Annotated in this window: 25 protein-coding genes; 13 read left to right on the top strand and 12 right to left on the bottom strand. The window is 69.0% G+C overall.

Going from position 1 to position 22,251, the window contains the following annotated elements; genetic code table 11:
* Window positions 1–24: 24 nt before the first annotated feature.
* The 3 genes from LTT66_RS21050 to LTT66_RS21040 all read right to left on the bottom strand — a co-directional run bounded on the left by LTT66_RS21050 (window position 25) and on the right by LTT66_RS21040 (window position 2,936).
* Window positions 25–324 carry a hypothetical protein gene (locus tag LTT66_RS21050; RefSeq protein WP_233060307.1) on the bottom strand — a complete coding sequence of 100 codons (300 nt, stop codon included), beginning with the start codon at window positions 322–324 and terminating at the stop codon, window positions 25–27.
* Window positions 321–683 (bottom strand): DUF190 domain-containing protein, encoded by a 363-nt coding sequence (locus LTT66_RS21045; protein ID WP_233060306.1) that lies wholly within the window; start codon window positions 681–683, stop codon window positions 321–323. Before LTT66_RS21045 ends, LTT66_RS21050 begins: the two co-directional genes overlap by 4 nt.
* Before the next feature lie 753 nt (window positions 684–1,436).
* On the bottom strand, window positions 1,437–2,936 hold the full coding sequence (locus tag LTT66_RS21040; RefSeq protein WP_195064742.1) for an MFS transporter: 1,500 nt from the start codon (window positions 2,934–2,936) through the stop codon (window positions 1,437–1,439).
* A 117-nt stretch (window positions 2,937–3,053) separates the two neighbouring features.
* Between LTT66_RS21040 and LTT66_RS21035 the strand changes: the two genes are divergently transcribed.
* A complete protein-coding gene (locus tag LTT66_RS21035) occupies window positions 3,054–3,734 on the top strand; it encodes a TetR/AcrR family transcriptional regulator (RefSeq protein WP_233060304.1) in 681 nt (226 codons plus the stop codon).
* Between the two features lie 54 nt (window positions 3,735–3,788).
* Window positions 3,789–5,087 carry a D-arabinono-1,4-lactone oxidase gene (locus LTT66_RS21030; RefSeq protein ID WP_233060302.1) on the top strand — a complete coding sequence of 433 codons (1,299 nt, stop codon included), beginning with the start codon at window positions 3,789–3,791 and terminating at the stop codon, window positions 5,085–5,087.
* A 28-nt stretch (window positions 5,088–5,115) separates the two neighbouring features.
* Here LTT66_RS21030 and LTT66_RS21025 read toward each other — a convergent pair whose 3' ends face one another.
* On the bottom strand, window positions 5,116–5,862 hold the full coding sequence (locus tag LTT66_RS21025; protein WP_233060300.1) for an SIR2 family NAD-dependent protein deacylase: 747 nt from the start codon (window positions 5,860–5,862) through the stop codon (window positions 5,116–5,118).
* Between the two features lie 109 nt (window positions 5,863–5,971).
* Here LTT66_RS21025 and LTT66_RS21020 point away from each other — a divergent pair, with 109 nt between their 5' ends.
* The 3 genes from LTT66_RS21020 to LTT66_RS21010 all read left to right on the top strand — a co-directional run bounded on the left by LTT66_RS21020 (window position 5,972) and on the right by LTT66_RS21010 (window position 8,130).
* Window positions 5,972–6,883, top strand: coding sequence for an oxygenase MpaB family protein (locus tag LTT66_RS21020; RefSeq protein WP_233060298.1), 912 nt, complete (start codon window positions 5,972–5,974; stop codon window positions 6,881–6,883).
* Window positions 6,884–7,257: 374 nt separating this feature from the next.
* Entirely contained in the window at window positions 7,258–7,671 is a 414-nt protein-coding gene (locus tag LTT66_RS21015) for an arsenate reductase ArsC (RefSeq protein ID WP_181719716.1), read from the top strand.
* A gap of 54 nt (window positions 7,672–7,725) precedes the next feature.
* Complete coding sequence (locus LTT66_RS21010; protein WP_233060296.1) at window positions 7,726–8,130, top strand: VOC family protein; 405 nt, start codon at window positions 7,726–7,728, stop codon at window positions 8,128–8,130.
* A gap of 14 nt (window positions 8,131–8,144) precedes the next feature.
* On the opposite strand, the gene LTT66_RS21005 is transcribed toward LTT66_RS21010, so the two are convergent.
* Together LTT66_RS21005 and LTT66_RS21000 are read right to left on the bottom strand one after the other, a co-directional pair.
* On the bottom strand, window positions 8,145–8,852 hold the full coding sequence (locus LTT66_RS21005; protein WP_233060295.1) for a helix-turn-helix transcriptional regulator: 708 nt from the start codon (window positions 8,850–8,852) through the stop codon (window positions 8,145–8,147).
* A 90-nt stretch (window positions 8,853–8,942) separates the two neighbouring features.
* Window positions 8,943–9,437, bottom strand: coding sequence for a hypothetical protein (locus tag LTT66_RS21000; protein ID WP_233060293.1), 495 nt, complete (start codon window positions 9,435–9,437; stop codon window positions 8,943–8,945).
* A 541-nt stretch (window positions 9,438–9,978) separates the two neighbouring features.
* Here LTT66_RS21000 and LTT66_RS20995 point away from each other — a divergent pair.
* From LTT66_RS20995 to LTT66_RS20985, 3 genes are all read left to right on the top strand, one after another.
* Window positions 9,979–11,376 (top strand): bifunctional lysylphosphatidylglycerol flippase/synthetase MprF, encoded by a 1,398-nt coding sequence (locus tag LTT66_RS20995; RefSeq protein ID WP_233060291.1) that lies wholly within the window; start codon window positions 9,979–9,981, stop codon window positions 11,374–11,376.
* A 31-nt stretch (window positions 11,377–11,407) separates the two neighbouring features.
* Window positions 11,408–12,346 (top strand): serine/threonine dehydratase, encoded by a 939-nt coding sequence (locus tag LTT66_RS20990; protein WP_233060289.1) that lies wholly within the window; start codon window positions 11,408–11,410, stop codon window positions 12,344–12,346.
* Between the two features lie 122 nt (window positions 12,347–12,468).
* On the top strand, window positions 12,469–12,999 hold the full coding sequence (locus tag LTT66_RS20985) for a thioredoxin family protein (protein WP_233060287.1): 531 nt from the start codon (window positions 12,469–12,471) through the stop codon (window positions 12,997–12,999).
* On the opposite strand, the gene LTT66_RS20980 is transcribed toward LTT66_RS20985, so the two are convergent.
* The gene (locus LTT66_RS20980; RefSeq protein ID WP_233060285.1) at window positions 12,980–13,771 is read right to left on the bottom strand and encodes a DJ-1/PfpI family protein; all 792 of its coding nucleotides are present in this window, start codon (window positions 13,769–13,771) and stop codon (window positions 12,980–12,982) included. The genes LTT66_RS20985 and LTT66_RS20980 overlap by 20 nt on opposite strands.
* 140 nt (window positions 13,772–13,911) lie before the next feature.
* Between LTT66_RS20980 and LTT66_RS20975 the strand changes: the two genes are divergently transcribed.
* From LTT66_RS20975 to LTT66_RS20965, 3 genes are all read left to right on the top strand, one after another.
* Window positions 13,912–14,427, top strand: coding sequence for an ester cyclase (locus LTT66_RS20975; protein ID WP_233060284.1), 516 nt, complete (start codon window positions 13,912–13,914; stop codon window positions 14,425–14,427).
* Between the two features lie 70 nt (window positions 14,428–14,497).
* Window positions 14,498–15,418 carry a hypothetical protein gene (locus LTT66_RS20970; RefSeq protein ID WP_233060282.1) on the top strand — a complete coding sequence of 307 codons (921 nt, stop codon included), beginning with the start codon at window positions 14,498–14,500 and terminating at the stop codon, window positions 15,416–15,418.
* Window positions 15,419–15,505: 87 nt separating this feature from the next.
* On the top strand, window positions 15,506–16,639 hold the full coding sequence (locus tag LTT66_RS20965) for an IS630 family transposase (RefSeq protein WP_223520231.1): 1,134 nt from the start codon (window positions 15,506–15,508) through the stop codon (window positions 16,637–16,639).
* A 7-nt stretch (window positions 16,640–16,646) separates the two neighbouring features.
* Here LTT66_RS20965 and LTT66_RS20960 read toward each other — a convergent pair whose 3' ends face one another.
* Complete coding sequence (locus tag LTT66_RS20960) at window positions 16,647–17,816, bottom strand: MFS transporter (RefSeq protein ID WP_233060280.1); 1,170 nt, start codon at window positions 17,814–17,816, stop codon at window positions 16,647–16,649.
* A 107-nt stretch (window positions 17,817–17,923) separates the two neighbouring features.
* On the opposite strand from LTT66_RS20960, the gene LTT66_RS37110 reads away from it, so the two are divergent.
* A complete protein-coding gene (locus LTT66_RS37110) occupies window positions 17,924–18,364 on the top strand; it encodes a MarR family winged helix-turn-helix transcriptional regulator (protein WP_269821965.1) in 441 nt (146 codons plus the stop codon).
* A 20-nt stretch (window positions 18,365–18,384) separates the two neighbouring features.
* Here the strand turns inward: LTT66_RS37110 and LTT66_RS20950 are convergent, their stop codons facing one another.
* On the bottom strand, window positions 18,385–18,999 hold the full coding sequence (locus LTT66_RS20950; protein WP_233060278.1) for a dihydrofolate reductase family protein: 615 nt from the start codon (window positions 18,997–18,999) through the stop codon (window positions 18,385–18,387).
* A gap of 108 nt (window positions 19,000–19,107) precedes the next feature.
* Entirely contained in the window at window positions 19,108–20,070 is a 963-nt protein-coding gene (locus tag LTT66_RS20945; RefSeq protein WP_233060277.1) for a GlxA family transcriptional regulator, read from the bottom strand.
* Between the two features lie 153 nt (window positions 20,071–20,223).
* Between LTT66_RS20945 and LTT66_RS20940 the strand changes: the two genes are divergently transcribed.
* On the top strand, window positions 20,224–20,679 hold the full coding sequence (locus tag LTT66_RS20940; protein ID WP_233060275.1) for a hypothetical protein: 456 nt from the start codon (window positions 20,224–20,226) through the stop codon (window positions 20,677–20,679).
* Window positions 20,680–20,682: 3 nt separating this feature from the next.
* On the opposite strand, the gene LTT66_RS20935 is transcribed toward LTT66_RS20940, so the two are convergent.
* Together LTT66_RS20935 and LTT66_RS20930 are read right to left on the bottom strand one after the other, a co-directional pair.
* Window positions 20,683–21,588 carry a universal stress protein gene (locus LTT66_RS20935; RefSeq protein ID WP_233060274.1) on the bottom strand — a complete coding sequence of 302 codons (906 nt, stop codon included), beginning with the start codon at window positions 21,586–21,588 and terminating at the stop codon, window positions 20,683–20,685.
* Window positions 21,589–21,659: 71 nt separating this feature from the next.
* Window positions 21,660–22,058 carry a hypothetical protein gene (locus tag LTT66_RS20930; protein ID WP_233060272.1) on the bottom strand — a complete coding sequence of 133 codons (399 nt, stop codon included), beginning with the start codon at window positions 22,056–22,058 and terminating at the stop codon, window positions 21,660–21,662.
* Between the last annotated feature and the right edge of the window lie 193 nt (window positions 22,059–22,251).

The following is a 22,251-nucleotide window of genomic DNA, read 5'->3' as shown; positions in this document are numbered from 1 at the left end:
GCTGCGCCCGGCTCGTCATCAGGATCATGTCCCCGACCACCCGGTCACCGCCGACCCCACGGCCACGTCGTTCACGTCGGCCACCCGCCGGAACCTCTCGTAGCCGCACATGCTGAACGTGGTCGGCACGGTGCGGAAGCCTGCTGCCGCGGCGGCGAGCGGCCGATCGCCCGCCGACGCGCCGCTCAGATCACCGAGCCGCGCCGAACCGACAATGGTAACGGCCGCCGTGCGCGGTGGCATCGGCGAGGCGAAATCGCCTGGCGCCGCTCGCCCAACGGGGAATCCGGCGCCGGGGTCGCGCCGGCCACGCGGTCTTCTCATCGCTCACCTTCCTGCCACTGGTCCACCTGCGCCAACGTGACGTTGACCGAGGTGAACAGTTCGGCATTCCGCTCGACGAAGGCGCGCAGGCGTTCCGGCTCGTCGACCACCACCAGCATCAGCGGAAGATGGACGGCGACATCCAGTAGTCGGGTGGTGTGGACCTGCGCGGACGCGCCGTAACCCTCGATACCGCGCCACACGCTGGCGCCGGCCAGCCCGGTTTCCCTGGCCCTGCGCACGACCTCGTGGTAGAGGGGCGTGTGCCGCCACTTGTCGTCCTCGTCGAGCAGCACGGTGAGCCGTGCGGCGGGCCGCCATCGGCCCGCCGTGGCAGCACCCGCTTGCGAACCACTCATCGCCTGACCCCCTTCCGTCGTGCCGTTCCCGTCGATCGCCGAGCCGAACCAGGTGTCCACCGTGCCATGCCCGCGCCGGGCCCCGACGTCCCGGCCACGCCACCGCCACTCCCCGAGGCGGACGAGCGCGGGGAGCACCGCGCCCGGTCCGAGGAGTCTACGAACCTCGAGGGAGGGGTGGAGAGGGTGGTGCGACCGCCGGGTACGCCGATGCCGAGAAGGGTATGCAGCAGTCCCTTGGCTACCCATACCGCGGCGGCCGGAATCATCGAGATTCCGATTGCAAAGCATCCCATGACTTTTACCGCGTCGGTCGGACAGGGGACCGTGCACGCCTGCACGAGACCGGATAGAGCGCGATGCCGACGGCGTTCAGCACAGCCCGCCACATCCGACTTCGTCGTATCTTGCACCAAAAATAGTGATCGGGGAGCGCTTTGCGGTGCACGGTCCACGGGACCGCAGGTCACGCTCGATGCCGGGCTGCACCGCGGCCGACCCGAATTCAGGCCACCGCGCACGGTGCGGAGATTCGCCTCGGGCCGAGACTCGACCGTCGAGCGCCCGGCCGTTGGCAATCGCACAGCCACAGGTCCGGCGGCCTAGGTCGCAGGCTCGCGAGTGTGTGGTTCCGGGCGGGCGAACGGAATTGCGTGGCGGGTGATCCGACGACGACGGCCGCCGTTCCCGCGACGAGGCGCGGGAACGGCGGCCGTGGGGTTCCGCCACCGGGTGGGCGGTGCCGCACTCGGGTCAGTGAGCGAGTACCGGCTCTCCCTCGGCGGGCACCGGCGTCGTGCTCGGCATGAGCACCGCGGTGAGGATGCCGCCCGCCACGAAGATCGCCGTGGCCCACCAGAAACTGGTCGTGTAGCTCTCGATCGCGGACTGCGCGATGGTGAGCGGGTCCGGCTTGCGGGTGGACAGATAGTCGGTCGCCGCGGAGGCCGCGATGGTGCTCAGCAGCGCCGTGCCGATCGACCCGCCGACCTGCTGGCTGGTGTTGATCATGGCCGAGGCCACACCCGCGTCCTCGTGCTGCACGCCCGAGGTCGCGCCCTGGAAGGCGATCGCCATCGCGCCGCCGAGACCGAGACCGAGCAGGATCAGGGCGGGCAGGATATGGGTGGCGTAGCCGGTGTCCAAGCCGATCCGGGTCAGCCAGGCCATACCCGCCGCCGCGATCAGGAAGCCACCGCTGACCACGATCTTCGGGCCGAGCTTCGGCAGCAGCAGCGACGGGGCGGTGGTCGAGGAGGCCACCATGGCCGCGACCATCGGCAGGAACGCCACGCCGGTCATGATCGGCGAGTAGCCCAGGGTCAGCTGCATGTAGTAGGTGAGGAACAGGAAGATCGCGAACATCCCGATGCCCATGACGAACACCGTCAGGTAGGAGGTGCCGCGCATCCGGTCGAGCACGATCCGCATCGGGAGCAGCGGGTGCGCGACCCGGGTCTCCAGCCAGGCGAACACCGCTATCAGCGCCGCGCCGCCGAGCAGGAACGCGAGGGTGACGCCGTTGGTCCACCCGTCCGACTCCGCGTGCGAGAACCCGTAGACGATGCCGAACAGGCCTGCGGTGACCACGACCGTGCCGGGGATATCGAGCTTGGGCCGCTCGGTGCTCGCGTGCTTGGCCAGCAGCAGCACCGCACCGACCAGGGCGACAGCCGCGAAGGCCAAGTTCACGAACATCACCCAGCGCCACGACGCCCATTCGGTGAGCGCACCGCCGAGCAGCAGGCCGATCGCGCCACCGGTGCCCGCGACGGCGCCGAAGATGCCGAACGCCTTCGCCCGCTCGGACGGCTCGATGAAGGTCACGGTGAGCAGCGAGAGGGCGGCGGGCGCCAGCAGCGCGCCGAAGACGCCCTGCCCGACCCGGGACGCGACGAGCATCTCGAAGCTGGTGGCCGCGCCACCGACGGCGGAGGCGACCGCGAAGCCGACCAAACCGACGATGAAGGTATTGCGCCTGCCGAACAGGTCGCTGAGGCGCCCGCCCAGCAGCAGCAGGCTGCCGAAGGCCAGTGCGTAGCCGGTGACCACCCAGGAGCGGTCGCCGTCGCTGAAGCCGAGGTCCTGCTGCGCCGCGGGCAGCGCGATGTTCACGACGGTCGCGTCGAGCACGACCATGAGCTGAGCGACGCCGAGGACGGCGAGCACCCACCAGCGCAGCGCGTGCGAGCCGCGCCTGCCGCTTCCCGCTTGCTGGGGGGCCGGGGCCCCACGGTCGATCGCGGTAGTCATTTGTCCCCTTTGTCTCGAGCCATGATCCGGAGGCATTGCCTCCGGTTAATTCAAGAAGCTATCACGATAACGGAGACAACGCCTCCGGTTAATCCCGGAACTTGATAGAATGAAGATGTGAATCACGCCACGGTCGCCTCTCCACCCCGGCGCCTGCGGGCCGATGCCGCGCGTAACCAGCAGCGGATCATCGCCGCGGCCCGCGAACTGTTCGCCGATCACGGACTCGAGATCACCCTCGATGACGTGGCCGAGCGCGCGGGTGTGGGCGTCGGGACGGTCTACCGCCGCTTCGCGAACAAGAAGGAACTGATCGTCGAGGTCTTCGACCAGAACCTGAACGATTTCGCCGACGCGGCCGACGCCGCCTACCGGCATCCCGATCCCTGGTTCGGACTCGTCGAGTTCTTCGACTACGCGTGTCGCCACATGGCGACCAATCGAGGGTTCAGCGAAGTGATGCTCGAACTCGAGGACGGCGAGACCGACCGGTTCACGGTCGTGCGCGATCGCATCAAGCCCACCGTGACCGCCATCTGCGCCCGGGCGCGCGACGCGGGCGTTCTCGCCGACGGCATCGAGCCCTCGGATTTCTTCGCGCTCGTGCACATGGTCGACGGCCTCGCCGAATTCGCCAGGCCGGTCAATCCCGATGTGTGGCAACGGTATATGGCGATCATGCTGAACGGACTGCGCGGCGACGGTACGCCGCGCCAGCATCTGGTCGTCCCGCCGCTGACCGACGACGAGGTCGAGCAAGCCAAGCAGCACCTGACCTGCGGCTGGCGCAAACGGTAGCGAAATCGAACCGTAAGTAGCGCGCGTCACGTTCGCTCCCGTAAAGTTGGTCACATGACCAATTCGTGGGTGAACTGGGCCGGCGATCAACAGTGCGCGCCCGCGATCATCGCCACACCGCGCTCCGTCGAGGAAGTGGCCGACCTGCTGGCCGAGGCCGAAGCCGACGGCCGCACCGTCCGCGTCGCGGGCACCGGTCATTCGTTCACCGACGCCGTCCTGACCGACGGCACGCTGCTGAACCTGGCGAAGCTGAACCGAGTGCTCGACGTCGACCGGACCAGCGGCCTGGCCCGGGTGGAGGCAGGCATCAGCCTGAACGCCGCCAGCACGGCCCTGCACGAGCACGGCCTCGCCTTTCCCAACCTGGGCGACATCGACGTGCAGACCGTCGCGGGCGCCACCGCCACCGCCACCCACGGCACCGGCGCGGCCTTGCCGAACCTCTCCGCCGCGGTGCACTCGGTCGAGCTGCTGCTGGCCGACGGAAGCCGGGTCGAACTGAACGAGCAAACCGATCCCGACGGCTGGCGGGCGGCGCGGGTCGGCATCGGCGCCCTGGGGGTGGTCACCGCCATGACGCTGCGCATGGTGCCGTCTTTCGTCCTGGAGGGCATCGAACGACCGATCCCGGTGGAGCAGGTGCTCGCCGACCTGGATTCGTTCGTCGACGGCAACGAGCACTTCGAGTTCTACATGTTCGCGCACAGCGCACTGGCCATGACCAAGCGCAACAACCGCGTGGCCCTGCGGGAGCAGCCGCGCGGCAAGGCGGTGGACTGGTTCGCCGACATCCTCATGTCCAATCACCTGTTCGACGCGCTGTGCCGGGTGAGCCGCAGACAGCCGCGCCTGGTCCCCCTCATCCAGCGCAGCGCCGCCTACGCGGGTAGCTACCGGCGTCAAGTGGACCGCTCCTACCGGGTGTTCGCCTCGCCACGCCTGATTCGCTTCACCGAGATGGAGTACGCCATCCCGCGCGAGCACTCCGTGGACGCGATCCGCGAGATCAAGGAACTCACCGCTCGCTTCGACACCCCGATGCCCATCGAGGTGCGGTGGGTCGCGCCCGACGACGCGTTCCTCTCTCCCGCGGGCGGCCGCGAGACCTGCTACATCGCGGTGCACCAATACCGCGGCATGGATTTCGAGCCGTACTTCCGGGCCTGCGAAGCGGTGTTCGACCGCTACCAGGGGCGACCACACTGGGGCAAGCGCCACTTCCAGACCGCCGCGACGCTGCGCGAGCGCTATCCCGACTGGGATCGGTTCGCCGAGGTGCGGCGGCGCTTCGACCCGAAAGGGCGTTTCGCCAACCCCTACCTGGACCGGATACTCGGCCCGGTCGGCTGAGCTCGATCCACCCGCGACGCCGCGCCGGTCACCCGGCGAGCAGTTCCGCGACCAGGCGGGGCACCGCCGTGCCGATGGGTTCGCGAATGATCTCGGTGGCCATGGCGTCGTACGGAGTCGGCTCGGCGTTCACGATGACCAGCTCGGCGCCACTCTGCACCGCGATCGAGCACATCGACGCGGCAGGCTCCACCTGCAACGACGTTCCGACGGCCAGGAAGATGTCGCTCGTCTCCGCGGTGAGCGCGGCCTTGGTCATGGTGCGGCGGTCCAACTGCTGACCGAACATGACGGTGGCGGCCTTGAGGATGCCACCGCAGCCGGGGCACGGCGGGTCGGGTTCGCCCGCGGCCACCCGCTCCAAGGTGGCCGCCATCGAGGTCTGGTAGTCGCATTCGATGCAGACCACTTCGAACATGTTGCCGTGGATCTCGATCACCCGTTCCGGCGAGGACCCCGCTCGCTGATGGAGCCGGTCGATGTTCTGCGTGATGATGGTGACCGCCCGCCCGGCCCGCTCCAGGTCGGCGAGGGCGTGGTGCGCGGCATTCGGCACGGCCTGCCAAGCCGGGTTGTCCCGCCGCGCGAGCCAGGCGCGTTCCCGCAGGGCGGCATCGGCCACATAGCTCTGATACGTCGACAGCAGTTCGGCGATCGGGTCTTTCGTCCATACGCCGCGCGGGCCGCGGAAATCGGGAATGCCGGAATCGGTGGAGATGCCCGCGCCCGTGAGCACCCCGATCCGCCCGGTACGACTGCGCCACTCGATCGTCATATCTGCACAGCCTAGGGGCGGCGACGAGTCCGCCGCGACGGATAGACGATGAGAGATTGTTATGGTTATCATCTCATTGTATAACTTCGGCCGATCAAGGGAGATCACGATGACCGCGTCCGTCGCACACGAAACCACCGGCGCGCGAACGCTGCCGCCCCGCCGCCCGATCGAACCGGGCACGCAGATGTGGGACCAGACCGGACTGGTCACCTTCTCCCTCACCGCTGGTTCGGCCTTCCTTCTGCAGACCATGGAGCCGACCATCTCCGCGGTGGTGGACGAGTACTCCACCTTCCGCACCGATCCGATGGGCCGCGCCATGCGCAGCCTGGCGTCGGTGATGATGTGGGTCTACGGCGGCGAGGAGGCGCTCGCCGAGGCCGACCGGCTGCGCGAGCTGCACGCGTCGCTGAACACCACCGATGCCAACGGCGTCCGGCACACCGCGCTGTCCAGCGCTCCGTGGGCCTGGGTGCTGCACACCGGAACGTTCGCCTTCACCGAGAGCGCCAAGTACTTCGCCAAGCGCCCGCTCACCGAGGCGGACAAGGAGGCGTACTTCCAGGAGACACTGCAGCTGTTGCGCAATTTCTCGGTGGCGCCCAAGGAAATCCCCGCGAACTACGCCGAGTTCGAGAAGTTCTTCGACGACACCGTCGCGAACCATCTGGTCGCCACCGACACCGCGCGTGATTACCTGCGGGTGATCCGCTCCGTGGCTGCGCCGAAGCAGCTGCCGCGCGCGCTGCATCCGGCCTGGAAAGCGGCGGTGGCGCCGATCGGCCGGCTCCAGCACTTCGTGACGGTCGGCACCACGCCCGAGGTCGCGCGGCAGAAGCTGGGACTGACCTGGACCGCGGCCGACGAACGCAAGCTCCGCGTGCTCGGCTGGCTGATCGCGCGACTGGTCCCGCTGCTGCCGGAGCGGTTGCGCTATTTCCCGATCGCCTACGAAGCACGCCGCCTCGAACGCGACCGGCAGCGGCTGCGCAAGATGATCGACCTGCGCCCGATCTGACCCGTCCGCGCGAGCCGCTGCCCGGGGAGTCCCGCCAGACCATCTATTGCGCTGACTTTCCACCACACCCCCGGTCGACCCGTGTCGACCGGGGGTGCGCGGGTTGAAGACCGAAACATCAAGACACTCCGCAACTACTGTCCAGTCCACTCCGGCGCCGCTGCACCGGCAGGGGCCGCAAGAGCTGTGCCGCAACGGATTCGAGCCGCTGACCTGCGCTGCTCGTCCGCGCGGGCACGCGAGAGCACGGCGCGCCGTAACGATTCACGGCGCGCTGGTATACGTATCTCGTACGCTACGAGAACGTTTCGGCTCACCGCAGCCGGACCGTCGGCACACTCATGCTCCACCTTGCACATCGAAAGGCGCTCTCCATGTCCCACAAGCCCAGTGTGCTGTTCGTCTGCGTGCAGAACGCGGGCCGCTCGCAAATGGCCGCCGGGTTCCTCACCGCCCTCGCGGGTGACCGGTTCGACGTGCGGTCGGCGGGCAGCGCGCCCGCCGAGACACTCAACGCCATCGTGGTGGACGCCATGGCCGAGATCGGCATCGACATCTCCGGCCGCACCCCCAAACCGCTCACCATGGACGCGATCGGCATCTCCGACGTGGTGGTCACCATGGGCGCGGGCGATGCCTGCCCGTTCTTCCCCGGCATCAGCTACCGCGACTGGATGCTGCCGGATCCGGCGGACCAGACCATCGACGTGGTGCGTACCATTCGCGACCACATCCGCATCCTGGTGGAGAACCTGATCGCCGAACTCGTCCCGGCGCCGGCCCGCTGAGCGCTGTCCGATTCGTTCAAGACGGCTCGGCGTCGCACTGCCTACGCTGCGGATATGACTCCACAACTCGACGTCATCGGCATCGTCGTCAGCGACATGGCCGCCTCGGTGGCCTTCTATCGCCGCCTCGGGCTGGACTTCCCGGCGGGCTCCGAACAAGAAGGGCACGCCGAGGCGGCCCTGTCCAACGGTTTGCGGCTCACGCTCGACACCGAAGCCGTCATCGCGTCGTTTCACACCGGGTGGACGCCGCCGACGGCCGCGGGCCGGCTCGGGATCGCCTTCCGGTGCGCCGATCCCGCTGAAGTCGACGCCATGTACACCGAACTCGTCGAGGCGGGGTACCACGGTGAGCTGAAGCCGTGGGACGCCTTCTGGGGGCAGCGCTACGCCGTTGTGCTCGACCCCGACGGCAACGGCGTCGACCTGTACGCCGCGCTGCCCACCGGCGCCGAATAGCCGGCAAGATCACGCTAGGACCGAGCGAGCAAATCCCCCATCGAGGTTCCCGCCAGTGCGCGCACCTCGCGGGACAGGTGCGCTTGGTCGGCGAACCCCGCCAGCGTCGCGGTGTCGGCCAGCGGCACGCCGCCGCGTGCCGCGGCCAGTGCGCGTTGCATGCGCAGCACCCTGGCCAGAGTCTTGGGGCCGTAACCGAAAGCGTCCACGCAGCGCCGGTGCATGGTGCGCTCGCCGAGCCCCGCCGCCTCGGCGACCGCCGCCACCGGCCGACCGGCCTCCAGCGCGCCGACCACCCGCCGCAGGAGCGGATCGGCCGGTTCGGCGTCGGCCGCGCGCCGCAGCACGATTTCTTCGAGCGCTGCCGCCGAGTCGTCGGCGTCCGCCAGCCGTCCGACCAGCGACCGGACCGTCGCAGACGGCCACACTTGGGTGAGATCGACCCGTTGATCGCGTAACTCGCGTGCGGAGACGCCGAGCAGTGCGGGCGCGGTGCCCGGGAAGAATCGGACGCCGACGTACCGACCGCCGGACGACACCCCAGGGTGATGGGCGCGGGTGTCCGGCCCCGCGACGATCAGGCGACCGGCCATCCAGATCAGATCCATGCACCCGTCGGGCAGCACCGGCAGCGCCGGGCCACGGCCATCGACGGTCTTGGTCCACAGCACGGCGCCCTCGACCTGCGACGGCCGCTCTCGATAGGCGGCGACCTCGTTCACGCCGCCGACGCTACTCCGGCCTACCGACAGGCCGCGCGTGTCGTCGCGGCACGCGCCCGAGCAGGCCGGGCAGTCCCGATGGACGGAGGGTCAGCGCTGCGGCTGTGCGATCGGGACGATCTCGCGCGGCACCACTCGCAGGTACGGATCGCGATGAGCCGCAGCGATCTTCGATTCCGGATCTTTGCACGCGACGGTGACGTCTCCGTTCGGCGCGGAGGAAAACGTCCACACCGTCACCCATTCCGCTCCGCCGATCGTCTCGGTCTTCTTCGCATCCGACGAACGCAGATCTTCGTTCCGCCCAGAACTATCGGTCACCGCGCAGCGAATGGCGTTCGCGGCCTGTCCCCACGCCGCGGGCGCCTTGATATCGAGCACCGCGTCGGCAGGTACGGGGACTATCTTCGCTTCGCCCAGCAAAATCCGGATACCGCTGTCCGCCGCTGCCTCGTCACGCGCCTCGCTCGTCGTCGCCGGAGTGCTCGGGGCCACGGCGGCACTCGTCGAGGTCGATTCCCCGCTCGCGGACGGGTCGTCGGAGCACCCGGCCACAGTGGCGGCGACCAGTGCGGGGATCGCCATCCAGCTCATTTTCACAGTCAGACCTCTCGTCGTGCCCACTCACCAGGCGATTGGTTCGGATCAGCCAGGCACTGAGCATGACAACGAGCAAGAAGAAAATCTTGGATACACGCCGAGAAATCAGCAATCCGACCGCAATCACCCGAAAGATCCCCACCGAGAAAGAAATCAGGTTCAATTACCGATCCCCTCGATCGGATCACAGATCATGTCCGAGCAATCGATGTGGCCGATGCACCGTTCGGTGCCGAACCTTTTCTACCGCTCCGGCCGCGCGCCGGTGCTGCCCATGCGCGACTACCGACCCGGACGCACGCGACGGTTCTTCGCGGCGCTCGGTCCACTGCGCGCGGCGCTCACCCGCAGAAGGCGATCGAGGACGCGAACGGCTTCGCGCAGCCCCGGTCAGCGGCCGATTCGGAAAGGCGTTGCCCCTCATGCCGACGGGTCCGGATAGTGTGTCCGTAGGCGATCATCTGGAGGGCCACCATGGCGAAAGTGTCGTGGGCAGCGGAACGCGAGAGCGGATCAGGTCCGGGTCGTGGCTGACGGACCGGGAACCTCGGGCTCGCGCACGCTGCGCACCGCCAGGCTCAGCGGCTACCGGGAAGCCGCGTTCACCACCACGCCCGCAACACGCACCGCTGGAATCATCGCGGCGCTGCTGATCGCGGTGGTGCTGGCCTACGAGTCCGATGCCACCTCCCAGGACGGCGTCGACCACGGCTGGTTCGTCGCCCTCGCGCTGTCCGGCGTGTTCGTCGCCCGCGGGCTGCATCTGCGCCGGCCGATCACCCTCCCGCACGTCACGGCCACGGTGCTGGTCGTGGTCGTCGCCCACCTCGCCTATCGCGCCGAGCATCCCGGCGCCGGCTTCGTCCTGCTCGCCGCCAGCGGCTTCGTCCTGGTACGGCCGCTGGCGAGCAAACCGCAGCCCGAACAGTTGTATCGCGTGGCCGAACTGGTGCGCCGCACCGAGGGCGACCCGCTGGCGCCGTTCGCTCTGCATTCCGCCAAGACCTACTTCTTCGACTCGTCCTCGACCGCCGCGATCGGCTATCGCACTCGCTTCGGCGTCGCGGTCGTGGCGGGCGATCCGATCGGCAACCGCGCCGCGTTCCCGGAGCTGATCACGGCGTTCTCCGAATTCGCCGTCGACCACGGCTGGCGCGTCGCCGTGCTGGGCGCGAGCCCGGAGCTGGCCGAGCTGTGGCGGCTGCGGGCGCTCGAGCACCGCGGGTTGCGCGCGGTCCCGATCGGGCGCGACGTCGTGCTCGACGTGCACGAGTTCAACCTGATCGGCCGCAAGTTCCGCAACCTGCGCCAGGCCGTGAGCCGCACCAAGAACTTCGGCGTCAGCACCGAGGTGGTGGCCGAATCCGCGCTCACGGAGGCGCGGCGGCAGGAACTGCTGGCCATCGTCGACGAATGGCGACACGGCAGGCAGTCCCGCGGTTTCTCGATGATCCTGGACCATCTGCTGGACGGGCGGAACCCGAACATGCTGGTGGTGATCGCCAGCCAGGAGGACGGCAGCCCCGCGGGCTTCCAGCGCTACGGCGTCTCCGGGCGGGGACGGGAACTGAGTCTCGACGTGCCGTGGCGGCGCAAGGACGCGCCCAACGGCCTGGACGAGCGCATGATCATCGATCTGGTCGAGTACGCCGCCGCGCACGGCATCCGCCGGATCTCGCTGGCTTTCGCCCCGTTCCCGGAACTGTTCGCCGAGAAGCGGAAATCCCGCACGACACGGGCGGGCCTCTACCTGCTGGCCCATCTGGGCGATCCGCTGATCCGGCTGGAATCGCTCTACCGTTTCCTGCGCAAGTTCCACGCGCTGTCGGATGAGCGCTACGTGCTGGTCCGCTGGCGCGAGGTGCTCGTCGCCGCCGCGGCGCTGCTCACCCTCGAGTTCGTCCCGCACCGCCACGAGTACTGAGCGTCGACCGACCCGTGTCCCGAGGAGATTCATGGAACTCACCCACAGCGACGTCAAGGCCGCGGCGGAGCGGTTGGCCGGGCTGGTCAGGCCGGTCGCCGTTGCGCAGGCCGACCATACGGGCGAGCTGTGGTTCGCGCTGGAGTTCCTTCAGCACACCGGAAGCTTCAAAGCCCGCGGCGCGCTGAATTTCCTGCGCACGCACCGAGAGAACGGCACGCTTGCGCAGGTGGGCGTGACCATCGCCTCGGGCGGCAACGCCGGACTCGCCTGTGCGTGGGCGGCTCGCAGTCAGGGCGTGCCCGCCACGGTGTTCCTGCCGACCACCGCACCGCGCGTCAAAGTAGACCGCCTCGCCTCCTACGGCGCCGACGTCCGTCTGGTGGGCACCCAGTACGCCGACGCGCTGGCGGCCAGCCGCGATTTCGCCGACGCCACCGGCGCCCTGCTCTCGCACGCCTACGACAACCCCCTCATCGCCGCGGGCGCTGGCACCTTGATGACGGAGATCCACGAGCGGATTCCGGATCTCGACACCGTCGTGGTCGCCGTCGGTGGAGGCGGATTGTTCTCGGGTGTCGCCACCGCCGCCGCCCACTACGGCGTCCGGACCGTCGCCGTGGAGCCCGTCCGTTGCCGCGCGTTGCACGCGGCGATCGAAGCCGGAGAAGTCGTCGACGTCGAGGTCGACTCGGTCGCCGCCGACTCGCTCGGCGCCCGGCGGGCCGCGGAGATGGCGCTGACCGCCGCACGGCGCTACGAGGTGGACTCGGTGCTCGTCGACGACGCCGCGATCGTCGCCGCGCGCTGCGGTCTGTGGGACGAACACCGACTCGCCGTCGAGCACGGTGCGGCGACGGCCCTGGCGGCGGTACTCGCCGAGCAGCCCGCGTTCCGGCCCGCGCCGGGCGAGCGGGTGTGCGTGGTGCTCTGCGGAGCGAACACCGATCCATCGGATCTGGCCAGGTAGGACCGGCCGCCACGCCGTGTGACGGTTGGTCCGCGTATTTCCGACGAATCGGACGACACGGCGTTAGGCTCGCTGTCGTCTTCGATCCCGACGGAAGGCACATTGTGGCGCATACCTCACACATGGTTCCCATCGGCACCCCACTACCCGACTTTTCCCTTCCCGATCTCGATCAGCGGATCTACTCCCGGGACGACTTCGCGGACGGGCCGGGTCTGTTGGTCGTCTTCGCCTGCAACCACTGCCCCTACGTCAAACACATCGAGGCGGCGCTCGGCGAACTGGTCGACTCGCTGCCGTCCATGCCGACCGTGGCGATCTGCACCAACGACGCGTCCGCCTACCCGGACGACGCACCGTTGCGGCTGCGCGACCAGGCGATCCGCGCGGGGTGGACCTTTCCCTACCTCGTCGACGAGGCCCAGGACGTGGGCCGGGCTTTCCGCGCCGCCTGCACCCCCGAGTTCTTCCTCTACGACGCGAACCTCGAACTCGCCTACCGCGGCGCCTTCGACGAATCGACGCCCGGAAACGGGAAACCACTGACCGGGAACGACTTGCGCACGGCCGTCGAAGCCGTGCTCGCGGGCGGGCCCGCCCCGGAACCGCACCGCCCGAGCATGGGTTGCTCGATCAAGTGGCGAGACGCCTGAGTCCCTTCCCGCGTTCGCGCACCCGGCGAACCGCCGAGCGCCAAGCCAGCTGCGGCACGGCGGCCGACAACTTGGCGAACTCCCCGAGATTGTCCGGCTCGATCACGGCACGGGCCTGCTGGGCGGTGGCGGCGCGCCGGACCGCGCGCGACGCCTTGCCGACGTGGCCTGCGTCGTACGGCGGTTGCGGGTCGTACTCGATGATCAGCTGAGCCGCTTCGGCCTGCTCCGCGCCGAAGGTCTCCCCCACCAGCCACAACGCCAGGTCGATGCCCGCCGATACCCCCGCCGCCGTGACGATCCTTCCGTCGCGCACGATCCGTTCGTCCGGTCTGGGGTCGGCCCCGAGCCCGCGCAACGCGGACTGGGCCAGCCAGTGCGTCGTGGCGGGCCGTCCGTTCAACAGTCCGGCGGCGGCCAGCACCAGCGAACCCGTGCACACCGATGTCGTCCAGCGGGTGCCCCGGTGCGCGCTGCGCAGCCAGGCCAGCAGCGCGTCGTCGACCGCGGCCGCCGCCGAGCCGGGACCGCCCGGCACGAGCAGGATGTCCGGCGCGGGCGTCTCATCGAACGAATGCGTGGCGCCCAGCAGCAGCACTCCGCTGTCGGTCGTGATCGGCCCCGGCTCGTGCCAGACGAAGCGGATCTGGGCGCCCGGCGCGAAGCGCAGCACCTCGTACGGGCCGATCGCGTCGAGCGCGGTCATCCCCGGGTAGGTCACGATCGCGATCCGCACCGCCTTGCCCGGTGCGCGTCCTTCGGATCCGGTCATCGTCGACCCCGTTCGCCCAACTTTGTGAGAAGAGAAGAGAATCAGCGTTTCATTGTGCCGAACCGGTGTCAATCGCCGCCGGGAGCGCCATGATGTGCGCAGCGGAGCAACTCCGCTGCGTTCCGAGGAAAGGACTACCGGTGACCAACCCGAGTGACCCGAGCTCGGTCGCGCGTCGCTATGTCGAGGCGATCGGCGAGCAGGACTGGCAGACCGTCGCGGACTGCTGGCGGCCCGGCGCGCTCGACGTGTTCGTCGGCGTCGCCGATCTGCGCGCTCCGGACGAGATCGTGGCCTTCTTCCGCGATGTGCATGCCGCGGTCCCCGACCTGGCGGTACACATCCTCTCGGTCACCGCGCAGGACGATCGCGCCGTGGTGCACTGGCGAATGCGGGGCCGGTTCGACGGCACCGCGGCGCTGATCGGATTGGCGCCGAACGGAAGGCGGCTCGACCTGCTCGGCACCGACGTGTTCGTCGTGCGCGAAGGGCTGATCGAGTCGAACACCGCGATCGTCAACGGGCTCGACCTCGCCCGGCAGCTCGCCGTCCTGCCCCCGCAGCATTCGATCGCCGAGCGAGTGCTGTTCGGGCTCGCCAATTCGATTGCCCCACTCGGCAAAGCGATCCGCGCGAGGAACCGTTCCGGACGATGATCCGGTGCTGCCGAACCAGCCGCGGTGAGGGACACTGTTCCCGACATCGGGGATCGAAAGGGGTGGAACGGTGGCGACGATCGTCCTCGTACACGGCATCGCGCAGGAACAGGAATCGGCCGACACCTTGGAGGCGCGCTGGTTGCCCGGACTCGCGGGCGGGGTACGCAACCACGGCGCCCCCGAGCTCGCGGATCGCCTGTGGCGCAACGGTTCCCCCGGTGATTTGTCGGCCCGCATGGCCTTCTACGGCAACAAGTTCCTGGTCGAGGGCGCGCAGGGTACGGGGACCGAACTCGATGACGCGCAACTCGACCTGATGGAACAGCTCGCCGCCGAATGGCTGGCGACCGCCGCGGCCCACGCAGGCGACGAGCGTGACCGGGCGACCGCCCGCCGCCTCGGCACCGCCCCGCCGCCGGACGCCGTGGCGCAGGGAGCGCAGGCGAGCCTGCGGCCCGCGCTCAACGCGCTGATGCGGTTGCGGTGGTTCGCGCCGTTCGGTTTCGGGTTGGCGCAGAAGTTCGTCATCCGCGCCCTCTCCCAGGTCGCCCGCTACTTCACCGACGACGAGGTGCGCGAGTACGCCCAGCGGCAGGTGCTCGACCAGGTCGGTCCCGACACCCGCCTGGTCGTCGCGCATTCGCTCGGCAGCGTGGTGGCCTACGAGGCGCTGCACCGCACCGACCACCCGGTGACCCTGCTGACCATGGGCTCGCCACTCGGCCTGCGCACGGTCGTCTACGACCGGCTGCGCCCGCAGCCGAGCACCGTGCCGAAATCGGTGACGGGTTGGCACAACCTGGTGGACGAGGACGATCTCGTGGCGGCGCACCTGGACCTCACGCCGTTCTTCCCGCCCTGTCCCGGCGGCGCCGTCGTTCCGGTCACCGCGCAGTACTTCGACAACGGCGCGTCGCCGCACGACTCCACCAGCTATCTGATCAAAGCGGTCACCGGCGGCATCGTCGCGAAAGCACTCGGCCACTAGTGCCGCGCCCGGGAACCTTTGCCCTGTTGTAACCGACACGCCGACAGGTTGCGGCGTGCCGGTCAGGGCATCGGTCAGCCTGGTCGGGTGGCAGAACGAGTACGGGTGCGAGAGCTCGACGACGATGAAGGCAGACGGTTGGTGCGGATCATTCGCCGCGGTACCGGATCGGTGGTGACCTGGCGGCGCGCTCAGATGATCCTGCTCTCCGCTCAGGGCATGCCGGTGCCCAAGATCGCCGAGGTCAGCTTCACCAGTGCTGACCGGGTCCGCGATGTGATCCACAACTTCAATGCCGACGGATTCGATTCGCTGTACCCGAAATACGCCGGTGGCCGACCGAAGACGTTCACGCTGCCCGAACGCCGCGAGATCAAGAAGCTCGCCAAATCTGCCCCGACCGAACACGATCTGCCGTTCTCGACCTGGAGCCTGACCAAACTCGCCGAGTTCCTGGTCGCTGAGGGGGTGGTCGACGACATCAGCCACGAGGGTCTGCGCGTGCTGCTCCGTGAGGAGGGTGTCTCGTTTCAAAAAGTGAAAACCTGGAAGCGGTCGAAAGACCCGGACTACAAGGCCAAGAAGGCCCGAGTCGAGCACCTGTACGCCATCGCCGACGGTGAGGTCGTGCCCGACTCCGATGAGCCACAGGTGATCTTCTGTCTCGACGAGTTCGGGCCTTTGAACTTGCAGCCGCATCCGGGCCGGCAGTGGGCCGAACGCGGTGGCAAGCATAAGGATCCGGATCGCGAACCCAGGCGCCGTCGGCGGGCAACCTATACCCGCCCGCACGGGGTACGGCATTTGTTCGCCGCGTACGACCTCGGTAAGGACAAGCTGTATGGGCATGTCAAGGCCACGAAGAACCGCACGAAGTTTCTCGAGTTCTGCCGGTACCTGCGCACCTTGTATCCGGCCGAGGTCCGCATGGCGATCGTGTGCGACAACTTCTCGCCGCATCTGACGACGAAGAAGTGCCAACGGGTCGCCCAGTGGGCCGAGGAGAACAACGTCGAGATCGCGTACACGCCGACGAATAGTTCATGGTTGAACCGTATCGAGGCGCAGTTCACCGCGTTGCGGTACTTCGCGCTCGACGGCACCGACCACGGCAGTCATCGTGAACAGGCGTCCATGATCCGGCGCTACATCATCTGGCGGAACAAGCACGTCGAAGACCAACGGCTACACGAAATCGTCAACAGGGCAAACGTAGCCTGATGCGGCACTAGCTGCTCTCGAATTCCGCTGCGAGCGCGATCGTTCGACGGCCGGCACCGACCCGGCGATCGCGCCGGAGCAGGTACACCGCGACAGCGACGCCCAGGCCGGTGAGTGCCGCGCCGACCAGGTAGAGCGACCGCAGACCCGTCCAGTCGCCCAGGACCCAGCCGCCGATCCGGCCCGCGCCCGCCGCGGCGAGCTGGAATCCCGACGCGTTCACCGCGACGGCCAGGGTCGGCGCCGCCGTGGCCGCGGCGATCACCCGGGTCTGCATACCCGGGATGATCGCGAAGGCCAGCGCACCGAGCGCGAAGATCAGCGGCGCGACGAGAATCCAGGCGTCACCCGCCGTCCAGAGCAGGACCAGCACGATGCCGAGCGCCGCGAGCAGCGCGGTCACCGAGGGCAGTAGCGCCCGATCGGCGAGTTTGCCGCCGAGCTGGTTGCCGACCACCGCGCCGAAGCCGTAGACCAGCAGCAGGATCGGCACCGCCCGCGCGGGAAAGCCGGCGACTTCGGTGAGCAGCGGCGTGATGTAGGTGAAGACCATGACCACGCCGATATTTCCGACGGCGGTGAGCGCCAGCGCCCAGAGCACATCACGATCGGTGAACACGCGCAGTTCCCGCCCGATCGAACCGGCGGCCGACCCCGGCGAGTCCGGCATGAAGCGCAGCACCAGGGGAAGCGCCAGCGCGGCGCACAGCGCCACGGACGCGAAAGTCGCTCGCCAGCCCAGGCTCTGGCCGATGGCCGCGCCGAGCGGCGTTCCGAGGACGATGCCCAGATTCATCCCGAGGGCCACCCGCGCCACCGCCACGGCTTCGGATCCAGGCCGAGCGGTCGACACGGCCGTGGCGATCGCGACCGCGAAGAAGGTAGCGACGACGGAACCCGCCGCACCGCGCATCACCAGCAGCACCACGTAATTCGGCGCGACCGCCGAACCCGCGTTCGCCACGATCGACACCAGCACCAACCCGATGACCAACGGCTTGCGCGCCACCCGCGCGGTCAGCACGGTGACCACCGGACCGCCGACGATCATGCCGACCGCATACGCCGTCACCAGCGCGCCGGCCGCGGCCACCGAGACGGCCAAGCCGTCCGCGACGTCGGGCAGGATGCCCGCGATCACGAATTCGCCGGTGGTCAGGCTGAATACGACGAGCATGAGAGAGAACACCGCGGACCGCATCACACGCCCTCCAGATAGTTCTAACTGTAATGATTTGAACTAGAACTATCACAGTTCGAACCGAAGACGCTAGACTCGGAGCAATGACGCGGCAGCCGGACCCCGTGGTGGACACCGAACTCGACCGCGACGTGTGCAAGCTGGTGCACCAGTTCACCCACCGGCTCGACGTGCATGTCCGCCGCGTCGCCGAGCAACTCGACCTCACCCCTTCGCAAGTGATCGCCCTGCGCGAACTGTCCGAGGCGATCACCGCCAGGGAGCTGGCGGCGCGAATGTCGTGCGAGCCGTCCAACGCGACCTTCGTGCTGGACCGGCTCGAGCAGCAGGGCCTGGTCCGCCGCGAGCCGCATCCCACCGACCGGCGCGCGAAACAGATCGTGCTGACACCGGCCGGTCAGCGGCGGCGGGAGGACGCGCTCGAATTGCTCGGCGCGAACTCACCGCTGATCGCACTGACCGACGCTCAGCAAGAGGCCCTGCGCGACCTCTTGCTCACCATGGCCGCCGATACCGAGAGCTGATCGAGGCCCGCCCTGCGCGCCTACCGAACACTTTGCGACAGATGGGCTTTCGCGTCCTCGTAGTCCCCGGCGGGCGCCGCCTCGTCGCGGGTGTAGACCAGGTGCAGCACGCCGGTGTCGAAGGTCTCCGAGGACAGCAGCCGCAGCGCGACCGTGGGCGCGCCGTCCTGGAACAGGCGCTCGCCCTTGCCGACCGCGATCGGGTGCACCAGCAGGTGCAGCTCGTCCAACAGCCCGGCGGCCAGCAGCTGACGGACCACCGAGACCGAGCCGCTCATGCCGATGTCCCCGCCCGGTTCGTTCTTCAACGCCGTCACCGCTTCGAGCAGGTCGCCGTGCAGCACTTCGGAATTGCGCCAGGTGAAGTCGAGATCCTGGTGCGTCACCACGATCTTGCGCGCGTCGCCCAATTTCTTCGCGAACGCCGCGTCCGCATCGCCCGCAGCCTCGCGCTCCGGCCACGCGCCCGCGAAGCCGTCGTACGTCTTGCGGCCCAGCAGCAGGGTGTCGGCGGCGCCGAGCTGGGCATCGACCGCCGCACCCATGGCGTCGTCGAAGTACGGGAAGTGCCAGTCCTGCGGGTCCTCGATGACGCCGTCGAGGGCGATGAACAGACCTGCGGTGATTTTCCTCATGTGCGTTGCTCCTGGATCAGGTGGCGGTTGCTGTCGCTTGATCCGACGGGGCGGCGCGGGAGAACTCATCGGTGGGCGTGCGCGATTCGGCTCCGCCCGAAGGCGTTGCTATCCGGCCCGGTGCACATCCGAACCGTGGAAGGCCGCCCGATAGCTGTGCGGACTCGTTCCGACCACCCGTTTGAAGCGATCGCGGAACGCGGTCGGCGAACCGAACCCGACTTGGCCCGCGATCCGGTCGACGGGATGACTGGTGGCTTCGAGCAGATGCTGAGCCTGCCGGATACGCGCGCGCAGCAACCACTGCAACGGCGTGGTTCCGGTGTGCTCACGAAAGCGGCGGTTGAGCGTGCGGGTGCTCATCCCGGCATGGGCGGCGATGTCGTCGAGGGAGAGATCCCGCGCGCAGTTGTCCTGGATCCACCGCAGCACCGGTTCCAACGCCGAGCCGCGCGGCGTCGGCGGCTGGTCGTGCACGATGAACTGCGCCTGTCCCCCTTCCCGCTCCAGCGGGACCACCGATTTCCGCGCCGCGTCGGCCGCGACCGCCGAGCCGTAGTCCTTGCGGATCATGTGCAGGCACATGTCGATTCCCGCCGCCGCGCCCGCCGAGGTGAGCAGCGAGCCGTTGTCCACGTACAGCACGTCGGGGTCCACGTCGATGGACGGGTGGTCGGCCGCGAGCGCCGCGGCGGCGAGCCAGTGCGTGGTGGCACGATGGCCGTCCAGCAATCCGGTCGCGGCCAGGATGAAGGCGCCGGAACAGATCGACGCGATGCGGGTGCCCGCGGCCGCCGCCCGGCGCAGGGCGTCGATCACTTCGTCCGGCACCGGCAGGCCCGGGTCGGCGCAGCCCGGCACGACGATCGTGTCCGCCTCGGCCAGCGCCTCCAGCCCGCGCGGCGCCAGCAGCGTGAACACACCCGCGTCCACCGTCGGCGCGCACGCGCAGACCAGCACGCGGTACGCCGGCCTGCCGTCGGGCAGCCGCGTGCGGCCGAACACCTCCACCGGCGTGGCCAGATCGAACGCGATCACCTGGTCCAGGGCGAGTACGACCACGGTGTGCATGGCAATAGCGTAGTAGGCCGGTCGATTCCAGCCAACGCCGATCACCTCGGTTTCGCCCAATTTTCGCAGCTCATCATATTTGGCGAGAATTGATCGGTATATGGCACTTTCGCCAATTCCTCCGGCACGCCATCCTGGCTAGTCTCGACCGGCGTGACGAAGTTCCTGCTCTCGGTCCACGTGCTCGCCGCGATCATCGCCGTAGGCCCCGTTACGGTGGCGGCCAGCATGTTTCCCGCCACCACCCGCCGCGCGCTCGCCGACCCCGGGACCGGCCACAGCCCCGCCGTCCTCGGCACGTTGCACCGCATCTGCCGGGTCTACGCCCTGCTCGGCCTGGTCGTTCCGGCCTTCGGTCTGCTCACCGCGCTCAGCCTCGGCGTGCTCGGCGACGCCTGGCTGGTGGTGTCGATCGGACTGACCGCCGCCGCCGCGGGCGTGCTCGCGATGCTCGTGCTGCCCGGCCAGCAGAAGGTCCTGGCCGACATCACCGGGGCCACTCCCACGCTGATCCGCCGCCTCGCCATGGACGCCGGGGTGTTCAACCTGCTGTGGGCGGTGGTCACCGTCCTGATGATCGTCCGGCCGGGCTCCACGACCGGAGCGTGAGACTCAGTCGGGCAGGGTGCGGACCGCCATCGTGCGGCCGTGGACGATCATGATCGGGCAGGCCACCGACAGCAACAGCGCCTGGCTGGTCGAGCCGAACAACATGCCTGCGAAGCCGCCGCGCCCCCGGCTGCCGACCACGAGCAACTGGGCCTGCTCGGAGCGTTCGAGCAGACAGCGCTCGGGCCGGTCGGTCACGATCTCACGCCGGATCTCCACCTCGGGGAAACGCTCTTGCCATCCGGCAAGGCTTTCCGCGAGCACGATCTGCTTCTCGGCGTCGGCCGCGTGTTCGGCGCCGGCCGAGGGCACCTCGACGCCGGTCCACCCGTGCAGCGCCAGCAGGGGCACACTCCGCGCCGAGGCCTCCATCAGCGCCGCTTCGATGGCGGGTTCGCTGATCTCGGTGCCGTCCACCCCGACGATGACCAGCTGCTTCCTCGCCTGCCCGGTGAGCGGCGCGCCCTCCCGGACCACGACCACCGGGCAGCGCGCCCGCCGAGCCAGCGCCGCGCTGACCGATCCGAGCAGGGCACGCCGCACGGTGCCGCGTTCGCGGGTGCCGACGACCATCATCCGCGCCGGGCCGCTGCGGTCCAGCAGCGCCGGACCGACCGGCTCGTGCACCAGCTCGGCGCTGACCTCGATGTCGCGCAAGGCGCGGACCGCGATGCGCGCCTCCTCGCGCGCGGTGTCCAGCACCCAGCGGCCGTGCCCCTGCAGCCGCGCGTAGTCGGTGCTGGTGAGCGGCTCGGTCACGCCGGGCCCGTAATCGGCGACCGGGTCGAGAACGTGCACCAGACGCAGTGGCGCCCGGTGCTGCGCGGCGGCCTGGGCTCCCCACGCGACCGCTGCCGCGGAACCGGCGGACCCGTCCACACCGACGACGATCGGGCCGTTGCTTCGCATGCTCACTTCCTTTCCGGACGAAAGAATCGAGCTCGGCACCCGACGCTACCGGCGCCGCGGCGACGTCGGCCTCAACCGCCGAGAACGGCGCACGCATAGCCCAGATGGACGCCTTCACCCACCCGGAGGTCGATACTCGCCACATAGGGCGGGTCCGGCTCCTGCACCGCACTGATCGTGTGCGGTCCCTCCGTGGCGGGCACCCAGTCGATCAGGGCGACACCGCCGGAGGGCCGGACCACGCCGAACGGAAGCCCGTTGTCGTAGAACACGACCGGAGTGACCACGTCGGTCACGGCGGCCCGCGCGGTGTAGCGACAGCCCGTCCCGTAGTTCGTCGCCAACCCGAAATTGACGCCGGGATACATCCCGACCTGGGTCACCGTGGCTCCGGCCGACGGCGGGCCGGCCATCGTGACCGCCACGATGGCTCCGATCGCCGCCGTTATCGCACCAACTCGTCTGCGCATTCGGGTGGTCCTGTCGGTCGTGATTCGCTCTTCGTCGAACGGGCGCCGGCCACGCGCACCGGCGCGACAAACTAGATCCTCACTCCCGCACGCCCTCGGCGGGGCGCGAACCGCCGAAACTCGATCGCATCGGCACATCCGAGGCCGCCTGATCGGGTGATGTCGTCGCCACATGGTTGTGTGTCCGAAGGGG

Origin of the sequence: Nocardia gipuzkoensis, from assembly GCF_021183645.1 — a bacterium.
In the GTDB taxonomy this organism is placed as follows: domain Bacteria; phylum Actinomycetota; class Actinomycetes; order Mycobacteriales; family Mycobacteriaceae; genus Nocardia; species Nocardia abscessus.
This window is presented reverse-complemented; position numbering and strand designations above follow the sequence as displayed.

Coding starts and splice junctions, on each gene's coding strand:
- LTT66_RS20960 (WP_233060280.1), bottom strand. CDS start 17,816: ATGCTCGTCGTATTCAGCCTGACCACCGGCGAATTCGTGATCGCGGGC.
- LTT66_RS20930 (WP_233060272.1), bottom strand. CDS start 22,058: ATGCGCAGACGAGTTGGTGCGATAACGGCGGCGATCGGAGCCATCGTG.
- LTT66_RS21000 (WP_233060293.1), bottom strand. CDS start 9,437: ATGGCGATCCCCGCACTGGTCGCCGCCACTGTGGCCGGGTGCTCCGAC.
- LTT66_RS21030 (WP_233060302.1), top strand. CDS start 3,789: ATGACCAATTCGTGGGTGAACTGGGCCGGCGATCAACAGTGCGCGCCC.
- LTT66_RS20950 (WP_233060278.1), bottom strand. CDS start 18,999: ATGAGGAAAATCACCGCAGGTCTGTTCATCGCCCTCGACGGCGTCATC.
- LTT66_RS20935 (WP_233060274.1), bottom strand. CDS start 21,588: ATGCGAAGCAACGGCCCGATCGTCGTCGGTGTGGACGGGTCCGCCGGT.
- LTT66_RS20980 (WP_233060285.1), bottom strand. CDS start 13,771: ATGACCGGATCCGAAGGACGCGCACCGGGCAAGGCGGTGCGGATCGCG.
- LTT66_RS21025 (WP_233060300.1), bottom strand. CDS start 5,862: ATGACGATCGAGTGGCGCAGTCGTACCGGGCGGATCGGGGTGCTCACG.
- LTT66_RS21040 (WP_195064742.1), bottom strand. CDS start 2,936: ATGACTACCGCGATCGACCGTGGGGCCCCGGCCCCCCAGCAAGCGGGA.
- LTT66_RS20945 (WP_233060277.1), bottom strand. CDS start 20,070: ATGCACACCGTGGTCGTACTCGCCCTGGACCAGGTGATCGCGTTCGAT.
- LTT66_RS20990 (WP_233060289.1), top strand. CDS start 11,408: ATGGAACTCACCCACAGCGACGTCAAGGCCGCGGCGGAGCGGTTGGCC.
- LTT66_RS21045 (WP_233060306.1), bottom strand. CDS start 683: ATGAGTGGTTCGCAAGCGGGTGCTGCCACGGCGGGCCGATGGCGGCCC.
- LTT66_RS37110 (WP_269821965.1), top strand. CDS start 17,924: ATGACGCGGCAGCCGGACCCCGTGGTGGACACCGAACTCGACCGCGAC.
- LTT66_RS21015 (WP_181719716.1), top strand. CDS start 7,258: ATGTCCCACAAGCCCAGTGTGCTGTTCGTCTGCGTGCAGAACGCGGGC.
- LTT66_RS21010 (WP_233060296.1), top strand. CDS start 7,726: ATGACTCCACAACTCGACGTCATCGGCATCGTCGTCAGCGACATGGCC.
- LTT66_RS21020 (WP_233060298.1), top strand. CDS start 5,972: ATGACCGCGTCCGTCGCACACGAAACCACCGGCGCGCGAACGCTGCCG.
- LTT66_RS21050 (WP_233060307.1), bottom strand. CDS start 324: ATGAGAAGACCGCGTGGCCGGCGCGACCCCGGCGCCGGATTCCCCGTT.
- LTT66_RS20985 (WP_233060287.1), top strand. CDS start 12,469: ATGGTTCCCATCGGCACCCCACTACCCGACTTTTCCCTTCCCGATCTC.